Below are 15899 nucleotides of genomic sequence, written 5' to 3' on the forward strand. Positions count from 1 at the left end.
CGCGATGATTCGCCATGCGCTCCCGGGCCTTATCGCCACCATCGGCTTCCTCGCCATTGCGAGCTCGGCTCCGGCGCAGACGCGGCACGATTCGAACGCGCCGATCGATTTCTCGGCCAACGCCATCGAATTGCAGGATCGCGCCAATCGCGCGGTGCTGACCGGCGGGGTCACCATCCGCCAGTCGACCATGACGCTGACCGCCGACCGCGTCGTCGTCGCCTATACCGGCCAGATTACCGAAGGCGCCTCGCCCCAGGCATCGCGGATGGACGCGACCGGCAACGTCACCGTCACTCGTCCCGATCAGACCGCCAAATCGCGCTTCGCCGTCTATGACGTCAACCGCCGCGTCGTGACGATGATCGGCGGCGTGCAGTTGACGCAGGGGGCGAACACCCTGACCGGCGGGCGGCTGTCGATCGACCTCGACACCGGCCGTGCGACGATCGACGGCTCGGGCGTCGGCACGACCCGCGCGCCCGATGGCACGGTCCAGCAGAGCGGTGGCCGCGTCACCGGTCGCTTCTCGGTACCCCGGCGCAACTAATCGCACTTTCCGGGCGGGCCGGTGATCGGACCTTTGCTTGCATGCGTCTTTCATGCAATATTCCTGCCAATCGAACCGTCCTAACGGTACGGTAACCATTGCCATGCGATCAGGACGCTGCCGATGACCGACACCACCCTGTTGTCCCGCAGCGCCGACGCTGTCCCGGTCCACGAACTGCCCTCCGACACGGGGCTGTCGGTCGTGTCGATCGCCAAATCCTATGACAAGCGGGTCGTGCTCTCCGACGTGTCGATGTCGGTCGGGCGCGGCGAAGTCGTCGGACTGCTCGGCCCCAATGGCGCGGGCAAGACGACCAGCTTCTATTCCGCCATGGGCCTGGTGAAGCCCGATGCCGGCCGCATCCTGCTCGATGGCGAGGACATTACCGCGCTGCCCATGTATCGTCGCGCGATCCTCGGCCTCGGCTATCTGCCGCAGGAAACCTCGATCTTCCGCGGCCTGTCGGTCGAAAAGAACATCCTCGCCGTGCTCGAACTCGCCGAACCGGACAAGACGGCACGCGCCGCGCGGCTCGAACAGCTGCTCGACGAATTCGGCCTGACCCGGCTGCGCACCGCGTCGGCGATGGCGCTGTCGGGCGGCGAGCGGCGTCGCGCCGAAATCGCCCGCGCGCTTGCCGCCAATCCGACGATCATCCTGCTCGACGAACCCTTTGCCGGCATCGATCCGATCTCGATCGCCGACATTCGCGACCTGGTGATCCAGCTGAAATCGCGCGGCATCGGCGTGCTGATCACCGATCACAATGTCCGCGAGACGCTCGAAATCGTCGACCGCGCCTATATCATCTATGACGGCCGCGTGCTGTTCGCCGGATCGCCGTCCGAACTGGTCGCCGATGCCAATGTCCGCCGCCTGTATCTGGGCGAAGGGTTCGAGCTTTAACCAGAATGAGCCTCGCGCCGCGCCTCGACCTGCGCCAGTCGCAATCGCTGGTGATGACGCCGCAGTTGCAGCAGGCGATCCGCCTGCTCGCGCTGTCGAATCTGGAGATCGAAGGCTTCCTCGCCGAGGAAATCGAAAAGAACCCGCTGCTCGAATCGGGCGGCAGCGACGATGATGGCTCCGCGCTCGAAGCGCCCGAACCCGCTCCTTCCGGCGAACCCGCCGGATCGGACGAACTGCTGGGCCTCGGCGCGGCGAGCGGCGAGTCGCTCGACCTCGATCTCGGCGACACCTTCCACCATGACAGCGCCGCCGATGGCGTCGGCTCGCTCGACGGCGGCCTCGGCCTCGCCGCGACCGGTGCGGGCGGCTATGAGGACGCGCCCGATCTCGACGCGCTGGCCAGCGCCGATGTGTCGCTGGTCGACCATCTGCTGCAACAGGCCGGAGCCTGCGTGTCCGGCGCCGACCTGTTCATCGCCAGCGCGATCATCGATCAGATCGACGATTGCGGCTATCTGTCGGGATCGCTGCTCGACATCGCCAACCGCCTCGGCGTGCCGCTCGCGCGCGTCGAATCGGTGCTGACGATCGTCCAGACCTTCGACCCGAGCGGCGTCGGCGCGCGCAGTCTCGCCGAATGCCTTGCGATCCAGGCGCGTGAGGTCGATCGCTACGATCCGTGCATGGCGCGGCTGCTCGACCATCTCGACCTGCTCGCGCGCGGCGCACTGCCGCAACTGCGCCGGATCTGCGAGGTCGATGAGGAAGACCTCGCCGACATGATCCGCGAATTGCGCGGATACGATCCCAAACCCGGCTGCCGATTCGGCGGCGAACGCACCCAGTCGGTCGTCCCCGACCTGTTCGTCGCCCCCCGCGGAGATGGCTGGGCGGTCGAGATCAACGGCGCGACGCTGCCGCGCGTGCTGGTCAATCGCGGCTATTTCGCGGAACTGAGCGCGGGTGGCACCAAATCGTCCAAGGCGTGGCTGTCCGATTGCCTCGCCAGCGCCAACTGGCTGGTAAAGGCGCTCGACCAGCGCCAGCGCACCATCCTGAAGGTCGCGACCGAGATCGTGAAGCAGCAGGAGGCGTTCTTTCGGCAGGGCGTCGCCCATCTCCGCCCACTGACGCTGGCGAAGGTCGCCGAGGCGATCGAGATGCACGAATCCACGGTCAGCCGCGTGACGTCGAACAAATATCTGTCCTGCCCGCGCGGCCTATTCGAACTGAAATTCTTCTTCACCTCCGCCATCCAATCGGCGGATGGCGGCGAGGCGGTATCGGCGCTCGCGGTCAAGGAAGCGATCCGCACCCTGATCGCCGGCGAAGACCCGAAGAAGATCCTGTCCGACGACACGCTGGTCGAATTGCTCAATGCCAAGGGCTTCGACATCGCCCGGCGGACGGTCGCCAAATATCGCGAGGCGATCGGGCTGGGGTCGTCGGTGCAGCGGCGGCGGCAAAAGGCGCTCGGCGGGTAAGGCTTTCCTACAGGGGGCGGCGGGTGGCAAGGTCGCGGGCGCTCTTTCGCACCGTCCATCCAGCGCCCCCTGTTACCGGGCAAGGTCACGCACGCTGCAAAACGCGTACGAGTGTGAACTTCGTGAACTTTGGCCGTCCCTGATCGGGTAAGCACCTAAAATCCGTAAATATCCGTTCGGTTCGAGCAGCTTCGAGCTTGTCGAGAAGCGTCCGTCGAGAACACGCTACCACAAGCGAACCCTAAATAGGTCGCCTCTGCGGCGCCAAGTTCTCGATACGCGCTCTCGACAAGCTCGATCGCTACTCGAACCGAACGGGAGGGGAAGGGTAGCAAAGACAGGCGGCAGCTACCGCCCCCTAAACGTCCAGCTTTTCATAATCCGCCGGCGGCGGCACGCCTTCCATCCGCTCGGCCAGCAGCGGCCGGAAACTCGGCCGGCTCTTCATGCCGACATACCAGCGCTTGGCGAGGTCGTGCGTCTTGAAATCGATCCCGCCCAGATAGTCGGCGATCGAAATCTGCGCCGCCGCCGCCAGATCGGCGAGACTCATCGTCGCGCCGCCGATCCATTGCCGGTGATCGAGCAGGTAATCGATATAATCGAGATGCTCGACCGCCGCCTTCATCGCCTCGCGCAGCACCCGCGTATCGGGCGTCTGGCGGTGGACGATGCGCTTCTCCATCCGTTCCATCAGCAGCGGGCCGGTAATCTCGCGATAAAATTGGGTGTCGAACCACGTCACCAGCCGCCGCTGTTCGGCGCGGTCGGCGGCGCTGCCGTTCAGCATCGCCGGCTTGTCGCCCGTCTCCTCGATATATTCGCAGATCGCCATCGAATCGATCAGCCGGATGCCCGCCTGCTCATCGATCATCACCGGCGTCTGGCCCGCGGGGTTCAGGTGCAGGAACTCGTCGCGCCGCGTCCAGGGCGATTCGCGAACCGGTTGATAACCGATGCTCTTTTCGGCGAGCAGCAGACGGACCTTGCGCGAGAAGGGACATAACGGGAATTGCAGGAGCTGCCACATGGCTTCGTGTTAGGCGGCACGGCTGCGGTGCGGAAGGGGATTCGTGTGGGATTGCTGATTGCGCTGCTGTGGCTCGGTGCCGCGATCCTGCTGGTCCGCATATCGTCCCGACCGGTGGTCCATGCCGCCGCGATCGTCTGCGCGGGGATCGCCGCCACCACCCTGCCCGATCTCGACCTGTTGCTGCCGATCGGCCATCGCAGCGCCCTGACCCATTCGCTGCTGCCGCTCGGGCTGGCGCTGTTCGGGCGCCACTGGCGTCCGGTCATGGCCGGATTGGCGATCGGCATCGGTCTGCATCTTGCCGCCGATGCCTTTCCCAATGCGATGCGCGGCTTCGCGACGGTCAAGCTGCCGGGCTTTGGATCGCTCGGCGTTTCCGGCTCTTATGCCTGGCTGGGCGTGCAGGCGGTGGTGGCGACCCTTGCCGGCGCGGTCCTGCTCGCAGCGGCGCTGCCGATCGGCCTTGCCCTGTCGACCGCGCTGATTCTGATACTGATCGGCGTCGCCTATCTGTTCGCCACCGATGGCGGCTGGTGGGCGCTGACCTGCTATGCCGCATTTGGCTGGATAGCAGTCGCCCAGTCCCGGCGGCGTCGCTCGACTTGATGTAGATCAATCTAATTGTCTAACCGTGTCCGATATCTTTCACGACGGCAGTATACGATCTGGAAACCCGTTCCGCGCTACAATAGTCTTATGGAAGCGACCTTCGATATTATGGCGGACCCGGCATCGGGCATGTTGCGGATCACGGTGGGCGGGTTCTTCGCGCCCCCCGATATCGCCCGTCTCGCCGCCGCGATCGGCAACGGACTGGCCCGGCTCGAGACCCCGCCCAACCAGCATCGGACGCTGGTCGACATGCGGCATGCGGATATTCAATCGAGCGAAGCCGTCGCCGAGTTTCAGCGCATTCTCGCCGATCCGCGTAACGCGGCGTCCTGTATCGCGTTCGTGGTCGCGAAGTCGCTCGCGGCGATGCAGGTTCGCCGCGCGGCAGCAGGGCGGGTCGCCCGTTATTTCGACACGATCGAGGCGGCCGAGGCATGGTTGCGCTCGACCGACCTCGACACGGCACCGCGACGATCGGTCGGCTGACCGTCGCGGCGCGTTAGTTCAGGCGGCGGCGACCGCCTGTCCCGGTTCGCCCGCCGCATCGTCGAGCAGCTGGTGCGGCAGCCGCGTCAGCATTTCCTTGGGCACCACCTGCCAGAACCGGCCCTTGCACCGGTCCCAATCCTCGAGGATCGCTCCCGACCAACGGCTATCGGTCGCCCGGTGATGCTGTTCCACCAGGTCGCGCAGGGTCGCTTCCCAATGCGTCGAGCCGAGCCGGTGCAGCGTGATGCTCTCCGGGTTGTAGTGCCGCTCGAAACTGTCGTCATGGTCGTAGATGAACGCCATGCCGCCGGTCATCCCCGCGCCGAAGTTCGTGCCGGTCCGCCCCAGCACCACCGCGACGCCGCCGGTCATATATTCGCAGCCATTGGCGCCGCAGCCCTCGACCACCACCGTCGCCCCGGAATTGCGCACCGCGAAGCGCTCGCCCGCCTGCCCTGCCGCGAACAGCCGGCCAGAGGTCGCGCCGTACAGCACGGTATTGCCGACGATCGTGTTCTCATGGCTCCTGAGCGGCGACGACACCATCGGCCGAACGACGATCGTGCCGCCCGACAGCCCCTTGCCGACATAGTCGTTGGCGTCGCCGAACACCTCGAGCTTGATGCCCTTGCACAGGAACGCGCCGAGGCTCTGCCCCGCGCTCCCGCGCAGCCGCACCGTCACATGGCCATCGGCCAGCTTCGACATGCCGAAGGTCCGCGTGATCTCACTCGACAGGCGGGTGCCGACCGCGCGGTGGGTGTTGCGCACTGAATAGGTCAGCTGCATCTTTTCGCCGCGCGAGAACACCGCTGCCGCATCCTTGATCATCTGCGCATCGAGGCTGTCGGGCACGTCGTTGCGGAAGGTCGACAGGCTGAAGCGCCGCTGGCTCTCCTCGGCATCGACCTTGGCCAGGATCGGGTTGAGGTCGAGATCGTCGAGATGCTCGGCACCGCGGCTGACCTGCCGCAGGAACTCGGTCCGTCCGACCACTTCGTCGAGGCTGCGTACGCCCAGGCGCGACAGGATCTCGCGAACCTCCTCGGCGATGAAGGTCATCAGGTTGATGACCTTTTCCGGCGTGCCGGTGAACTTGGCGCGCAGCCGTTCGTCCTGCACGCACACGCCCACGGGGCAAGTGTTGCTATGGCACTGGCGCACCATGATGCAGCCCATCGCCACCAGCGACAACGTCCCGATGCCGAACTCTTCCGCCCCCAGGATCGCGGCGGCGACGATGTCGCGCCCGGTCTTGAGGCCGCCATCGGTCCGCAGCACCACGCGCCCGCGCAGGCCGTTGAGCGTCAGCGTCTGGTTGACCTCCGACAGCCCCATTTCCCACGGGGTGCCGGCGTACTTGATCGACGTCTGCGGCGACGCACCGGTCCCACCGACATGGCCTGACACGAGGATGACGTCGGCATGCGCCTTCGCCACGCCCGCCGCGACGGTGCCGATCCCGGCCGAGCTGACCAGCTTCACGCACACCCGCGCCTTGGGATTGATCTGCTTCAGGTCATAGATGAGCTGCGCCAGATCCTCGATCGAATAGATGTCGTGATGCGGCGGCGGCGAGATCAGCGTAACGCCCGGCGTCGCATGGCGCAGCTTGGCGATGAACTCGGTCACCTTGAAGCCCGGCAGCTGCCCGCCCTCGCCGGGCTTGGCACCCTGTGCGACCTTGATCTCGATCTCGTCGCAGGCGTTCAGATATTCGGCGGTGACGCCGAAGCGACCCGACGCGACCTGCTTGATGACCGAATTGCCGTTGTCGCCATTCTCGTACGGCTGATAGCGGATCGAATCCTCACCGCCCTCGCCCGACACCGCCTTGGCGCCGATGCGGTTCATCGCGATCGCCAGCGTCTCATGCGCTTCCGGGCTGAGCGCGCCCAGTGACATGCCCGGCGTCACGAAGCGCTTGCGGATTTCGGTGATCGCCTCGACCTGATCGATCGGCACGCCGGTATCGGGGAAGTTGAACTCGAGCACGTCGCGCAGATACACCGGCGGCAAATCCCGGACGCCCCGCGAAAACTGCATATAGGTCGAATAGCTGTCGGTCGCGACCGCGGTCTGCAGCAGGTGCATCAGCTGCGCCGAATAGGCATGCGCCTCGCCACCGCCGCGCTGGCGATAGAAGCCGCCGATCGGCAGCGTCGCCACCGCCGTATCGAACGCCGCCTCGTGCCGCTGCGTCGCGTTGACGTGCAGCGAATGATAGCCCTCGCCCGAGATCTTCGCCGGCATGCCGGGGAAGAAGTCGTTGACCAGCGCGCGGCTGAGGCCGACGGCCTCGAAATTATAGCCGCCGCGATAGCTGGAGATCACCGCGATCCCCATCTTCGACAGGATTTTGAGCAGCCCCTCGTCGATCGCGGTACGATGGCGCTTCAGCGCCTCGTCCATGCTGATCTCGCCGAACAGCCCGCGCGCATGGCGATCGGCGATCGCGGCCTCGGCCAGATAGGCGTTCACCGTCGTCGCGCCGACACCGATCAGCACCGCATAATAATGGGTGTCGAGGCATTCCGACGACCGCACGTTGATCGAGGCATAGGACCGCAGACCTTTCCGCACCAGATGCGTATGCACCGCCGCCGCCGCCAGCACGCCGGCGATCGGCACCTTGGTCGCGTCGAGATGCTCGTCGGTCAGGAACAGCTCGCTGCGCCCTTCGCGCACCGCCTGTTCGGCCTGCGCGCGGATGCGGGCGATGGCGGCACGCAGCGCCTCCGGCCCCTCGCCCGCCGGGAAGGTGCAGTCGATCTCGGCGGCCTGGGCGCCGAAATGCGCCTTCAGCCGCAGCCAGTCGGTGTTGGTCAGCACCGGGCTGTCGAGCACCAGCACCGCGCTGCCGCGGTCGGCGGCGTCGAGGATGTTGGCCAGATTGCCGAACCGCGTCTTGAGCGACATGACGTAGCGCTCGCGCAACGGGTCGATCGGCGGGTTGGTGACCTGCGAGAAATTCTGGCGGAAGAAATGGCTGATCAGCCGCGGCTTGTCGGAAATGACCGCCAGCGGCGTATCGTCGCCCATCGACCCGATCGCTTCCTTGGCCCCTTCGACCATCGGCGAGAGGATCAGCTCCATATCCTCCAGCGTCTGGCCCGCGCACACCTGCCGCCGCGCCAGTTCGGCACGGTCGTAGCGCAGCGGTTCGGCCGTGGCGGCGGGCAGGTCGTCGATGGTCAGGAACTTGGCCGTCATCGCGGCATAGTCCGCCTCACCCGCAATCTTGTCCTTGATCGCGCGGTCCTTGTAGAGCTTGCCCTCGCCCAGATCGACGGCGAGCATCTCGCCCGGGCCCAGACGGCCCTTCTCGACCACCGTCGCTTCGGCCACCGGGACCATGCCCGCTTCCGACCCGACGATCAGCAGCCCGTCACCGGTAATCGTGTAGCGCAACGGACGCAGCGCGTTGCGATCGAGCCCGGCGACCGCCCAGCGGCCATCGGTCATCGCCAGCGCGGCGGGACCGTCCCACGGCTCCATCACGCTCGCGAGATAGTCGTACATTGCGGTATGCGCCTCGGGCATGTCGGCAACACCCTGCCACGCCTCGGGCACCAGCATCAGCTTGGCGGTCGGCGCGTCGCGACCCGAACGGCAGATCGTCTCGAACACCGCGTCCAGCGCCGCCGTGTCCGACGCGCCCGCCGGGATCACCGGCTTGATATCCTCCGACCGTTCGCCGAACGCGATGCTCGCCATCTTGATCTCGTGGCTGAGCATCCAGTTCTTGTTGCCGCGGATCGTGTTGACCTCGCCATTATGCGCGAGGCAGCGGAACGGCTGCGCCAGCCACCATTGCGGGAAGGTGTTGGTCGAATAGCGCTGATGGAAGATCGCGACGCGCGACTCGAAGCGTTCGTCGGTCAGGTCGGGATAGAAATCCGACAGGCTCTCCGCGAGGAACAGCCCCTTGTAGATGATCGACCGGCACGACAGCGAACAGAAATAGAAACCGGTGATCTGCGCGGCGATGATCCGCTTCTCGATCCGGCGGCGAACCAGATACAGGTTCTTTTCGAACTCGGCCTCGTCCATCTCTTCGGGCGCGGGACCGGCGATCATGATCTGCTCGATCTCGGGCCGGGTGGCCTGCGCCTTCATGCCGATGACCGACACGTCGACCGGCACCTGCCGCCAGCCATAGATCGACCAACCCGCCTCGATAATCTCCGATTCGACCAAAGTCCGGCAGGTTTCCTGCGCGCCGAGGTCGGTGCGCGGCATGAACACCATGCCGACCGCGAGGCGCGCATGCAGCGGCTTGTGCCCCGACGCGGCGATCGCATCGTCAAAGAAGCGGTGCGGTAGATCGACATGGATGCCGGCACCGTCGCCGGTCTTGCCATCGGCATCGACCGCGCCGCGATGCCACACGGCGCGCAGCGCATCAATCGCCGACTGCACGACGCGGCGCGACGGCTTGCCATCGGTCGCCGCGACCATGCCGACACCACAGGCGTCGCCCTCATATTCGGGGCGGTACATGCCTTCGGTGGCGAGGCGGAGGCGTTCGGAGGTCATGTCGGTCATGCCGCAAACCCTTTCTTGGAAAGATATGTTACGATGGCGGCAACGATCGACTGCAATCGCGTCGCTGCGTCCCAGCATTGGTTGACGCGGCGAACCTGCTCCGCCTCGTCGATCGGATATTCATGCACCAGCCGGTTGCGCAGCAGCGTCAGGTCGACCCAGTGATCGGCGTCCTCGACGAACCGGCTCTTTTCCATCCAGTTCGCGATATCGCGCCGGGTCATCGCTGCCGTGTCGAGCAGTTCCCACGTGGCGACCAGGCGGACCAGCCGCGCGATCATGTCCTGCAACTGCTCGACGCGTTTGAGCAGCGCGGTCGATGCGATCCGCTCGATCAGCGGAAGCGCCTCCAGCGCCCTGACCTCGGTCGGCAAATGCGGCGACAATAGCGGACGCAGTTCGTCGATCCCGTCTGACAGCCGCCGGCACCGCAGCAGCGTGGCGCGCAGGACTGTGTCGGTATCGCTCATGGCAATGCTACCGCCTGCGGCGCGACCATCCGGGCAAAATCGGACCAGTCGCCCGACCGCGGCGCGAAGACCACATCCACCTTCTGCTCGTCGATCCGCTCGAACAGACGGTCACGGAACCGGTCGGCCCGCGCTTCGGTCGCGAGGCTGGCGTCAACCTCGACCAACAGGTCGATATCTCCCCCGCGCAGATCGTCGCGGACCCGGCTGCCGAACAGGCGGACGACCACATCGTCGCCGAACGCTTCTTGCGCCGCCGCCTTGATCGCCTGCACCTCGTTCGGCTTCAGCCTCACGCCGCCTGCCTTTCCGCCTTGGCCTTCGCCTTCAGATACGTATGCATCCGCTCGGTAACGTCACGCCCGTCCCGGATCGCCCACACCACCAGCGACGCCCCACGCACGATGTCCCCAGCCGCGAACACGCCGTCGAGCGACGTCATCATCGACTTGCCATCGACGCGCACCGTGCCCCAGCGGGTCACGCCCAGCTCCGGCGCATCGAACAGCGTCGGCAGATCCTCGGCATCGAAGCCCAGCGCCTTCACCACCAGATCGGCGTCGAGGACGAATTCGTTGCCCGGATCGGTCTCCGGCGCGCGGCGACCCGAAGCGTCGGGCGCGCCCAACCGCATGCCGGTCGCACGGACCTGCACCACCTGTCCGTCCCGTTCGTCGAACGCAGCCGGGGCGGAGAGCCAGACGAACTCGACGCCTTCTTCCTCGGCATTGGCGACTTCGCGCTGCGACCCGGGCATGTTGGCGCGGTCGCGGCGATAGAGGCACTTGACCGACTTCGCCCCCTGGCGGATCGCGGTGCGGACGCAGTCCATCGCGGTATCGCCACCGCCGACCACGACGACATTCTTGCCCGCCGCATTCAGCGAACCGTCGTCATAGGCGGCCACGCTGTCGCCGAAGCCGATCTTGTTCGACGTGGTCAAATAGTCGAGCGCATCGACCACCCCGCCGCTGCCAACGCCCGGTGCCTTGATCGCGCGCGGCTTGTAGACGCCGGTCGCGATCAGGATCGCGTCGTGCTTCTGCCGCAGTTCGTCGAGCTTGGCGTCGCGGCCGACCTCGAAGCCTTCGTGGAAGACGATGCCGCCTTCCTTCAGCCGCTCGACGCGGCGCATGACTACCGGCTTTTCGAGCTTGAAGCCGGGAATGCCATAGGTCAGCAGTCCGCCCGCCCGGTCGTAGCGGTCATAGACATGGACGTCGTAGCCGAGGTTGCGCAGCCATTCCGCCGCCGCCAGTCCTGCCGGACCCGCCCCGACGATCCCCACCGACTGACCCCGCGCCGGACCGACCGCGACCGGTTCGACCCAGCCATTTTCCCACGCAGTGTCGGTGATGAACTTCTCGACCGACCCGATCGTGACCGCGCCATGCCCCGAAAATTCGATGACGCAATTGCCCTCGCACAGCCGGTCCTGCGGACAGATGCGGCCGCAAATCTCGGGCATGGTCGAGGTGCTGTTCGACAGCTGATAGGCTTCCTGCAACCGCCCCTCGGCGGTCAGGCGCAGCCAGTCGGGAATATGATTGTGCAGCGGGCAATGGACCGAACAATAGGGGACGCCGCATTGCGAGCAGCGTCCCGCCTGATCCTCTGCGGTCGGCGGGGCATAGCGCTCCGCGATCTCCCGAAAGTCTTCCGCGCGCAGTTCCGGTTCCCGTTTGGCCGGATAGGCCTGCGGACGCGAAACGAACTTCAGCATTGCTTGATCGGCCATAATGCCCTCCGACCGTTCGGAAAGCATATTTTAACGGCGGAGTCACGCAATAAACAGCCAATAGGTAAGGATTGGTGACCTTATTGAGCGTCTTGGTCGCTACCAGTAATGACATCCATTCTTAACTAGCGAAAGAAGGGCCGAAACGGCCCTAACCCAGCGGCGTTATCCGTCCCTGGGAAAGCAGTACAATCAACGCACTACCCAGCAGCACACGATAAACGACGAACACCATATAGCCGCGCGTCGACACGAGCTTCAGGAAGCCGACGATCGATGCATATCCCACGACGAACGAAATCGCGGTGGCGAGCAGCGTCGGTCCCGGACCATAGGGGCCGAACTCGCCCCAGGTCTTGAGCAATTGGTACAGTCCCGACGCCAGCACGGCCGGAATCGCCAGCAGGAACGAATAACGCGCCGCCGCCTCGCGGGTGAACCCCATGAACAGCCCGGCGGTGATCGTCCCGCCCGATCGCGAAACACCCGGTAGCAGCGCCATCGCCTGCGCAAAGCCGAACGCGATACCGCTGCCCCAGCCCAATCGGTCGATGCCCCAGCGCCGCCGCCCGACCCGGTCGGCGATGCCGAGCAGGATGCCGAAGCCGATCAGGCTGAACGCGGTGAACCATAGATTGCGCAACGACGTCTCGATCGCGTCCTTGAACAACAACCCCAGCACGACGATCGGCAAGGTGCCGATGATGACCAGCCAGCCGATCCGGGCATTGTCGGCGTCCTGCGCCGCCTGTCGCCTGAAGAACTGGCCGAGCCATGCCGTTGCGATCCGCCAGATATCCTTACGGAAATACAGCAGCACCGCCGCCTCGGTCCCGATCTGGATGATCGCGGTGAAGGCGGCACCCGGATCGGTCCCCGACGGCAGGAACGCGCCGGCGATGCGCAGATGCGCGCTGGACGAGACCGGCAGGAACTCGGTCAGCCCCTGGATGATGCCGAGGATCGCGGCTTCCAGCCACGCGGTGGCAGGGTTCACGCGCGGGCGACCTTGTTGAAGCGGCCATTCTTGCGGTACGCGACCAGCCATTCGGGCGCGACCGTCGCCAACGGCACCGGACGGATGTCGAACGCCTCGATCCCCTCCACATCGCCGGCGACGACATTGTCGCGCGAGAGCATCGCCCACTGATCCTTGCTGATCGGCGTGAACGGCAGCGCCGCGATCAGCCCGCCCAGTTCGTTCGCGACCTCGACGAAGCGGACGTCACGCCCGACCGCGCGCGCGATCCAACGGTTGAGTTCGCCCATCGACATCACGTCCGGCCCGCCGATCGCATAGGTCTGTCCACCGAACCGGTCCGGATCGGCCAGCGCCTTCACCACCACCTGCGCCAGATCGACGACATAGATTGGCTGGAACTTCGTCCCCGCCGCCATCACCGGCACGATCGGCCGTCCGATCAGCGCCGGCGCGCCGGCGATCATGCCGGCGAAGCGATTGACGAAGCCGTCCTCGCGCCCGAACACAATCGAGGGGCGCAGCACAGTCGCCTTCGGGAATGCCGCCCGCACCACGTCCTCACCCGCCGCCTTCGACCGGCCATAGGCGGAGGCCGATGCCGGATCAGCACCGATCGCGGAGATATGCACGAACGCCCCGACACCCGCCGCAGCCGCCGCCTCGGCGACATTGCGCGCGCCGGCGAGATGCACCTTGTCAAAATCGCCCTCGAGAATGCCGACGAGGTTCACGACCGCGTCCGATCCCGCCACCGCGCGGGCGATCGTGTCGGGGCGCGACAGGTCGGCGGCGACGAACTGCGTCTGGCCGAGGCCGCCTTGGGTGCGCAGGTACAGTGCCTGGCGCGGATCGCGTTGCGCGATGCGGACCCGTGCGCCCGCCTTCAACAATTCCTGTACGACATAGCGGCCGACGAAACCGCCACCGCCGAACAGCGTCACCAACTGGTTCTTCATCGTGCCCGCCTTTACCTGGCCCACATGCCTCTATGCCAGCCCCATGCCGCTCCTGCAGCAAAACGGCAAGGACAACGTAGAAATCGCAAAATAAGTTGTTGACGCCCCGCCGCACCCCCCGTAGAGGCGCCCTCCTACCCCGTGCCCAGATGGCGGAATTGGTAGACGCACCAGCTTCAGGTGCTGGCGATCGCAAGGTCGTGGAGGTTCGAGTCCTCTTCTGGGCACCACTACTGGCTCTGGATACGTCCAGCATCGTCCAGTAAGCGACTGGTTTCGCAGCATTTCTCGACGGAGAATCGCCAGACACCGTCCGGCGAAATCCGCCTATGGGCATCAGCAGCGACCACAAAATGCTGCCCTTTTTGATGCCCTCGGATCGACCCGGCCCTGCTGGGAAAACGACCATGCTGACCTACATCCAGATCAACGCCGCCAAGCCGAGGGAGAAGGCCTGGCAACTCTCCGATTCACAAAACCTGTACCTCGTCGTCCAGCCCAACGGCTCGAAGCTGTGGCGCTTCAACTATCGGTTCCTGGACAAGCAGAAGAAGCTCCATCTCGGCGGATGGCCGGCCGTGAGCCTCGCCGACGAGCGTGCACGCCGCGACGACGCCAAGAAGAAACTTGCGGAAGGGATCGACCCGGCGCTGGAGAGGAAGCGCGCCCGGATCGCCGCCAAGTACGCGGCGGCGAATACCTTCCAGGCAGTCGCCGAGGAGTGGCTCGTCAAATGCGAGCGCGACGGACTAGCGCCCGTGACCGTCGACAAGATCCGGTGGCTGCTCGCCAAGGCCTACCCCCTGATCGGCACCATCCCGATCGCACAGATCACGCCGCATGAGGCGCTGGCCGTCCTGCGCGCGGTGGAAGCCACCGGTGCCTATGAGAGCGCACGGCGCATGCGCAGCGTCCTCAGCCGCGTGTTCCGCTATGGCGTGGCGACCGTCCGGTGCGAAAAGGACGTCGCCGCCGACCTTCGCGGTGCGATCGTCGTGCCGAAGGTCAAGCATTTCGCCGCCATCACGCGACCGTCCGAAGTCGGTGCGCTGCTGCGGGCGATCGATGGCTACACCGGCCACAAGGTGACGGTGATGGCCATGCGCCTCTCGCCGCATGTATTGCTTCGTCCCGGCGAGCTTCGGCAAGCGGAATGGAGCGACATCGATTTCGACGAGGCGATCTGGTTCGTGCCTGCGGAGCACATGAAGATGCGCCGGCCGCACCGCGTGCCCCTGTCGCGGCAAGTCATCGCGATGCTCAGGGAGCTTCACGGGCACACGCACTGGTGGAAGTACCTGTTTCCCTGCCTCGGCAAGCCTCGGAAGCCGATGTCAGAGAACACCGTCAACCAGGGCCTGCGCAAGCTCGGCTACACGACCGACCAGATGACGGCGCACGGGTTTAGGGCGATGGGCGCCACGCTGCTCAACGAGATGGGCAAGTGGAATCCGGATGCGATCGAGCGGCAACTTGCGCATGTCGATACCAATCAGGTGCGGCGCATTTACGCCCGGGGCGAGTATTGGGACGAGCGTGTGGACATGATGCAGCACTGGTCCGACTATCTCGACAGGCTGCGCGAGGGAGGGAATGTCGTTAGGGCCGATTTCGGCAGGAAGGCGACGGGCTAGCCCCGGCACCCCCACGAAGCTGTGACGAGACCTCGGGCAGGATCGCATCGTGTCCGAGGTTCTGTCGCACCCCCGGTTCAATCCCTGTCGTCGATCGATGTGCCGGTCGACCAGCGTTCGTCGGTGTGCTCGAGAAAGAAGTCCGCTTCCTCCGTGATCGTTGCCACGGACAGGATCGTCGCACTCCCGTCGAGTTCGGTTGCAGAAGCAACGGCAAATGCCGGCTGATGCGTTTGATCAGAGCATTGGCTATCGCGAGGATGCCCGCGCAACCCCAGCCACCGGGCGCGCAGAAGCCAGCTCAACCGATCAGCGATTGATCCCACAGGCCAGCCCATGCGCGCGTTCGCTGGCCTGACTTGCGACTAGGCGGCGTGGACAAATTGGTGACGGTCAGCTTTCGCGTGTGTAACCTCAGTTCGTGAACCGTAAAGCGCACTTGATCGCGGCCATATTGGTTGGCCTTGCTACGCCCTCTGCCGCTTTGGCCG

15 protein-coding genes and 1 tRNA gene are annotated in these 15899 nt (G+C 65.5%); 7 read left to right on the top strand and 9 right to left on the bottom strand.

Annotated elements, in window-relative coordinates; translation table 11 throughout:
- The first annotated feature begins 4 nt into the window (after positions 1-4).
- From MF607_RS16960 to rpoN, 3 genes are all read left to right on the top strand, one after another.
- On the top strand, positions 5-550 hold the full coding sequence (locus MF607_RS16960; RefSeq protein WP_242120972.1) for an LptA/OstA family protein: 546 nt from the start codon (positions 5-7) through the stop codon (positions 548-550).
- 123 nt (positions 551-673) lie between these two features.
- On the top strand, positions 674-1459 hold the full coding sequence (lptB, locus tag MF607_RS16965) for an LPS export ABC transporter ATP-binding protein (protein ID WP_242120975.1): 786 nt from the start codon (positions 674-676) through the stop codon (positions 1457-1459).
- Positions 1460-1464: 5 nt separating this feature from the next.
- The gene (gene rpoN / locus MF607_RS16970) at positions 1465-2946 is read left to right on the top strand and encodes an RNA polymerase factor sigma-54 (RefSeq protein WP_242120977.1); all 1482 of its coding nucleotides are present in this window, start codon (positions 1465-1467) and stop codon (positions 2944-2946) included.
- A gap of 358 nt (positions 2947-3304) precedes the next feature.
- Here rpoN and MF607_RS16975 read toward each other — a convergent pair whose 3' ends face one another.
- Positions 3305-3976 (bottom strand): glutathione S-transferase family protein, encoded by a 672-nt coding sequence (locus MF607_RS16975; RefSeq protein ID WP_056395461.1) that lies wholly within the window; start codon positions 3974-3976, stop codon positions 3305-3307.
- A 45-nt stretch (positions 3977-4021) separates the two neighbouring features.
- On the opposite strand from MF607_RS16975, the gene MF607_RS16980 reads away from it, so the two are divergent.
- Positions 4022-4585 (top strand): hypothetical protein, encoded by a 564-nt coding sequence (locus MF607_RS16980; protein ID WP_242120980.1) that lies wholly within the window; start codon positions 4022-4024, stop codon positions 4583-4585.
- Between the two features lie 90 nt (positions 4586-4675).
- Positions 4676-5077 (top strand): hypothetical protein, encoded by a 402-nt coding sequence (locus MF607_RS16985; RefSeq protein WP_242120982.1) that lies wholly within the window; start codon positions 4676-4678, stop codon positions 5075-5077.
- Between the two features lie 18 nt (positions 5078-5095).
- On the opposite strand, the gene gltB is transcribed toward MF607_RS16985, so the two are convergent.
- The 6 genes from gltB to MF607_RS17015 all read right to left on the bottom strand — a co-directional run bounded on the left by gltB (position 5096) and on the right by MF607_RS17015 (position 13774).
- Entirely contained in the window at positions 5096-9628 is a 4533-nt protein-coding gene (gene gltB / locus MF607_RS16990; protein WP_242120984.1) for a glutamate synthase large subunit, read from the bottom strand.
- Complete coding sequence (locus MF607_RS16995; protein ID WP_242120987.1) at positions 9625-10098, bottom strand: hypothetical protein; 474 nt, start codon at positions 10096-10098, stop codon at positions 9625-9627. Before MF607_RS16995 ends, gltB begins: the two co-directional genes overlap by 4 nt.
- Complete coding sequence (locus MF607_RS17000) at positions 10095-10394, bottom strand: nucleotidyltransferase domain-containing protein (RefSeq protein ID WP_242120989.1); 300 nt, start codon at positions 10392-10394, stop codon at positions 10095-10097. The genes MF607_RS16995 and MF607_RS17000 overlap by 4 nt, the downstream gene beginning before the upstream one ends.
- Entirely contained in the window at positions 10391-11836 is a 1446-nt protein-coding gene (locus MF607_RS17005) for an NAD(P)-dependent oxidoreductase (RefSeq protein ID WP_242120991.1), read from the bottom strand. Before MF607_RS17005 ends, MF607_RS17000 begins: the two co-directional genes overlap by 4 nt.
- 151 nt (positions 11837-11987) lie before the next feature.
- Entirely contained in the window at positions 11988-12833 is an 846-nt protein-coding gene (locus tag MF607_RS17010; protein ID WP_242120993.1) for an undecaprenyl-diphosphate phosphatase, read from the bottom strand.
- A complete protein-coding gene (locus MF607_RS17015; protein WP_242120995.1) occupies positions 12830-13774 on the bottom strand; it encodes a complex I NDUFA9 subunit family protein in 945 nt (314 codons plus the stop codon). Before MF607_RS17015 ends, MF607_RS17010 begins: the two co-directional genes overlap by 4 nt.
- Before the next feature lie 143 nt (positions 13775-13917).
- Between MF607_RS17015 and MF607_RS17020 the strand changes: the two genes are divergently transcribed.
- A tRNA-Leu gene (locus MF607_RS17020) sits at positions 13918-14004 on the top strand.
- 177 nt (positions 14005-14181) lie between these two features.
- Positions 14182-15408, top strand: a complete 1227-nt coding sequence (locus tag MF607_RS17025; RefSeq protein WP_242120997.1) for a tyrosine-type recombinase/integrase — start codon at positions 14182-14184, stop codon at positions 15406-15408.
- A gap of 77 nt (positions 15409-15485) precedes the next feature.
- Here the strand turns inward: MF607_RS17025 and MF607_RS17030 are convergent, their stop codons facing one another.
- Both MF607_RS17030 and MF607_RS17035 read right to left on the bottom strand, forming a co-directional pair.
- Positions 15486-15713 (bottom strand): hypothetical protein, encoded by a 228-nt coding sequence (locus tag MF607_RS17030; RefSeq protein ID WP_242120999.1) that lies wholly within the window; start codon positions 15711-15713, stop codon positions 15486-15488.
- A partial coding sequence (locus tag MF607_RS17035; protein ID WP_242121001.1) for a hypothetical protein occupies positions 15710-15899 on the bottom strand: 190 nt, incomplete at its 5' end. The genes MF607_RS17035 and MF607_RS17030, both read right to left, overlap by 4 nt.

The sequence above is a fragment of the Sphingomonas lacusdianchii genome, assembly GCF_022664395.1.
Lineage (GTDB): Bacteria > Pseudomonadota > Alphaproteobacteria > Sphingomonadales > Sphingomonadaceae > Sphingomonas > Sphingomonas lacusdianchii.

Coding starts and splice junctions, on each gene's coding strand:
- MF607_RS17025 (WP_242120997.1), top strand. CDS start 14,182: ATGCTGACCTACATCCAGATCAACGCCGCCAAGCCGAGGGAGAAGGCC.
- MF607_RS16985 (WP_242120982.1), top strand. CDS start 4,676: ATGGAAGCGACCTTCGATATTATGGCGGACCCGGCATCGGGCATGTTG.
- MF607_RS16975 (WP_056395461.1), bottom strand. CDS start 3,976: ATGTGGCAGCTCCTGCAATTCCCGTTATGTCCCTTCTCGCGCAAGGTC.
- lptB (WP_242120975.1), top strand. CDS start 674: ATGACCGACACCACCCTGTTGTCCCGCAGCGCCGACGCTGTCCCGGTC.
- MF607_RS16995 (WP_242120987.1), bottom strand. CDS start 10,098: ATGAGCGATACCGACACAGTCCTGCGCGCCACGCTGCTGCGGTGCCGG.
- MF607_RS17015 (WP_242120995.1), bottom strand. CDS start 13,774: ATGAAGAACCAGTTGGTGACGCTGTTCGGCGGTGGCGGTTTCGTCGGC.
- rpoN (WP_242120977.1), top strand. CDS start 1,465: ATGAGCCTCGCGCCGCGCCTCGACCTGCGCCAGTCGCAATCGCTGGTG.
- MF607_RS17005 (WP_242120991.1), bottom strand. CDS start 11,836: ATGGCCGATCAAGCAATGCTGAAGTTCGTTTCGCGTCCGCAGGCCTAT.
- MF607_RS16960 (WP_242120972.1), top strand. CDS start 5: ATGATTCGCCATGCGCTCCCGGGCCTTATCGCCACCATCGGCTTCCTC.
- gltB (WP_242120984.1), bottom strand. CDS start 9,628: ATGACCGACATGACCTCCGAACGCCTCCGCCTCGCCACCGAAGGCATG.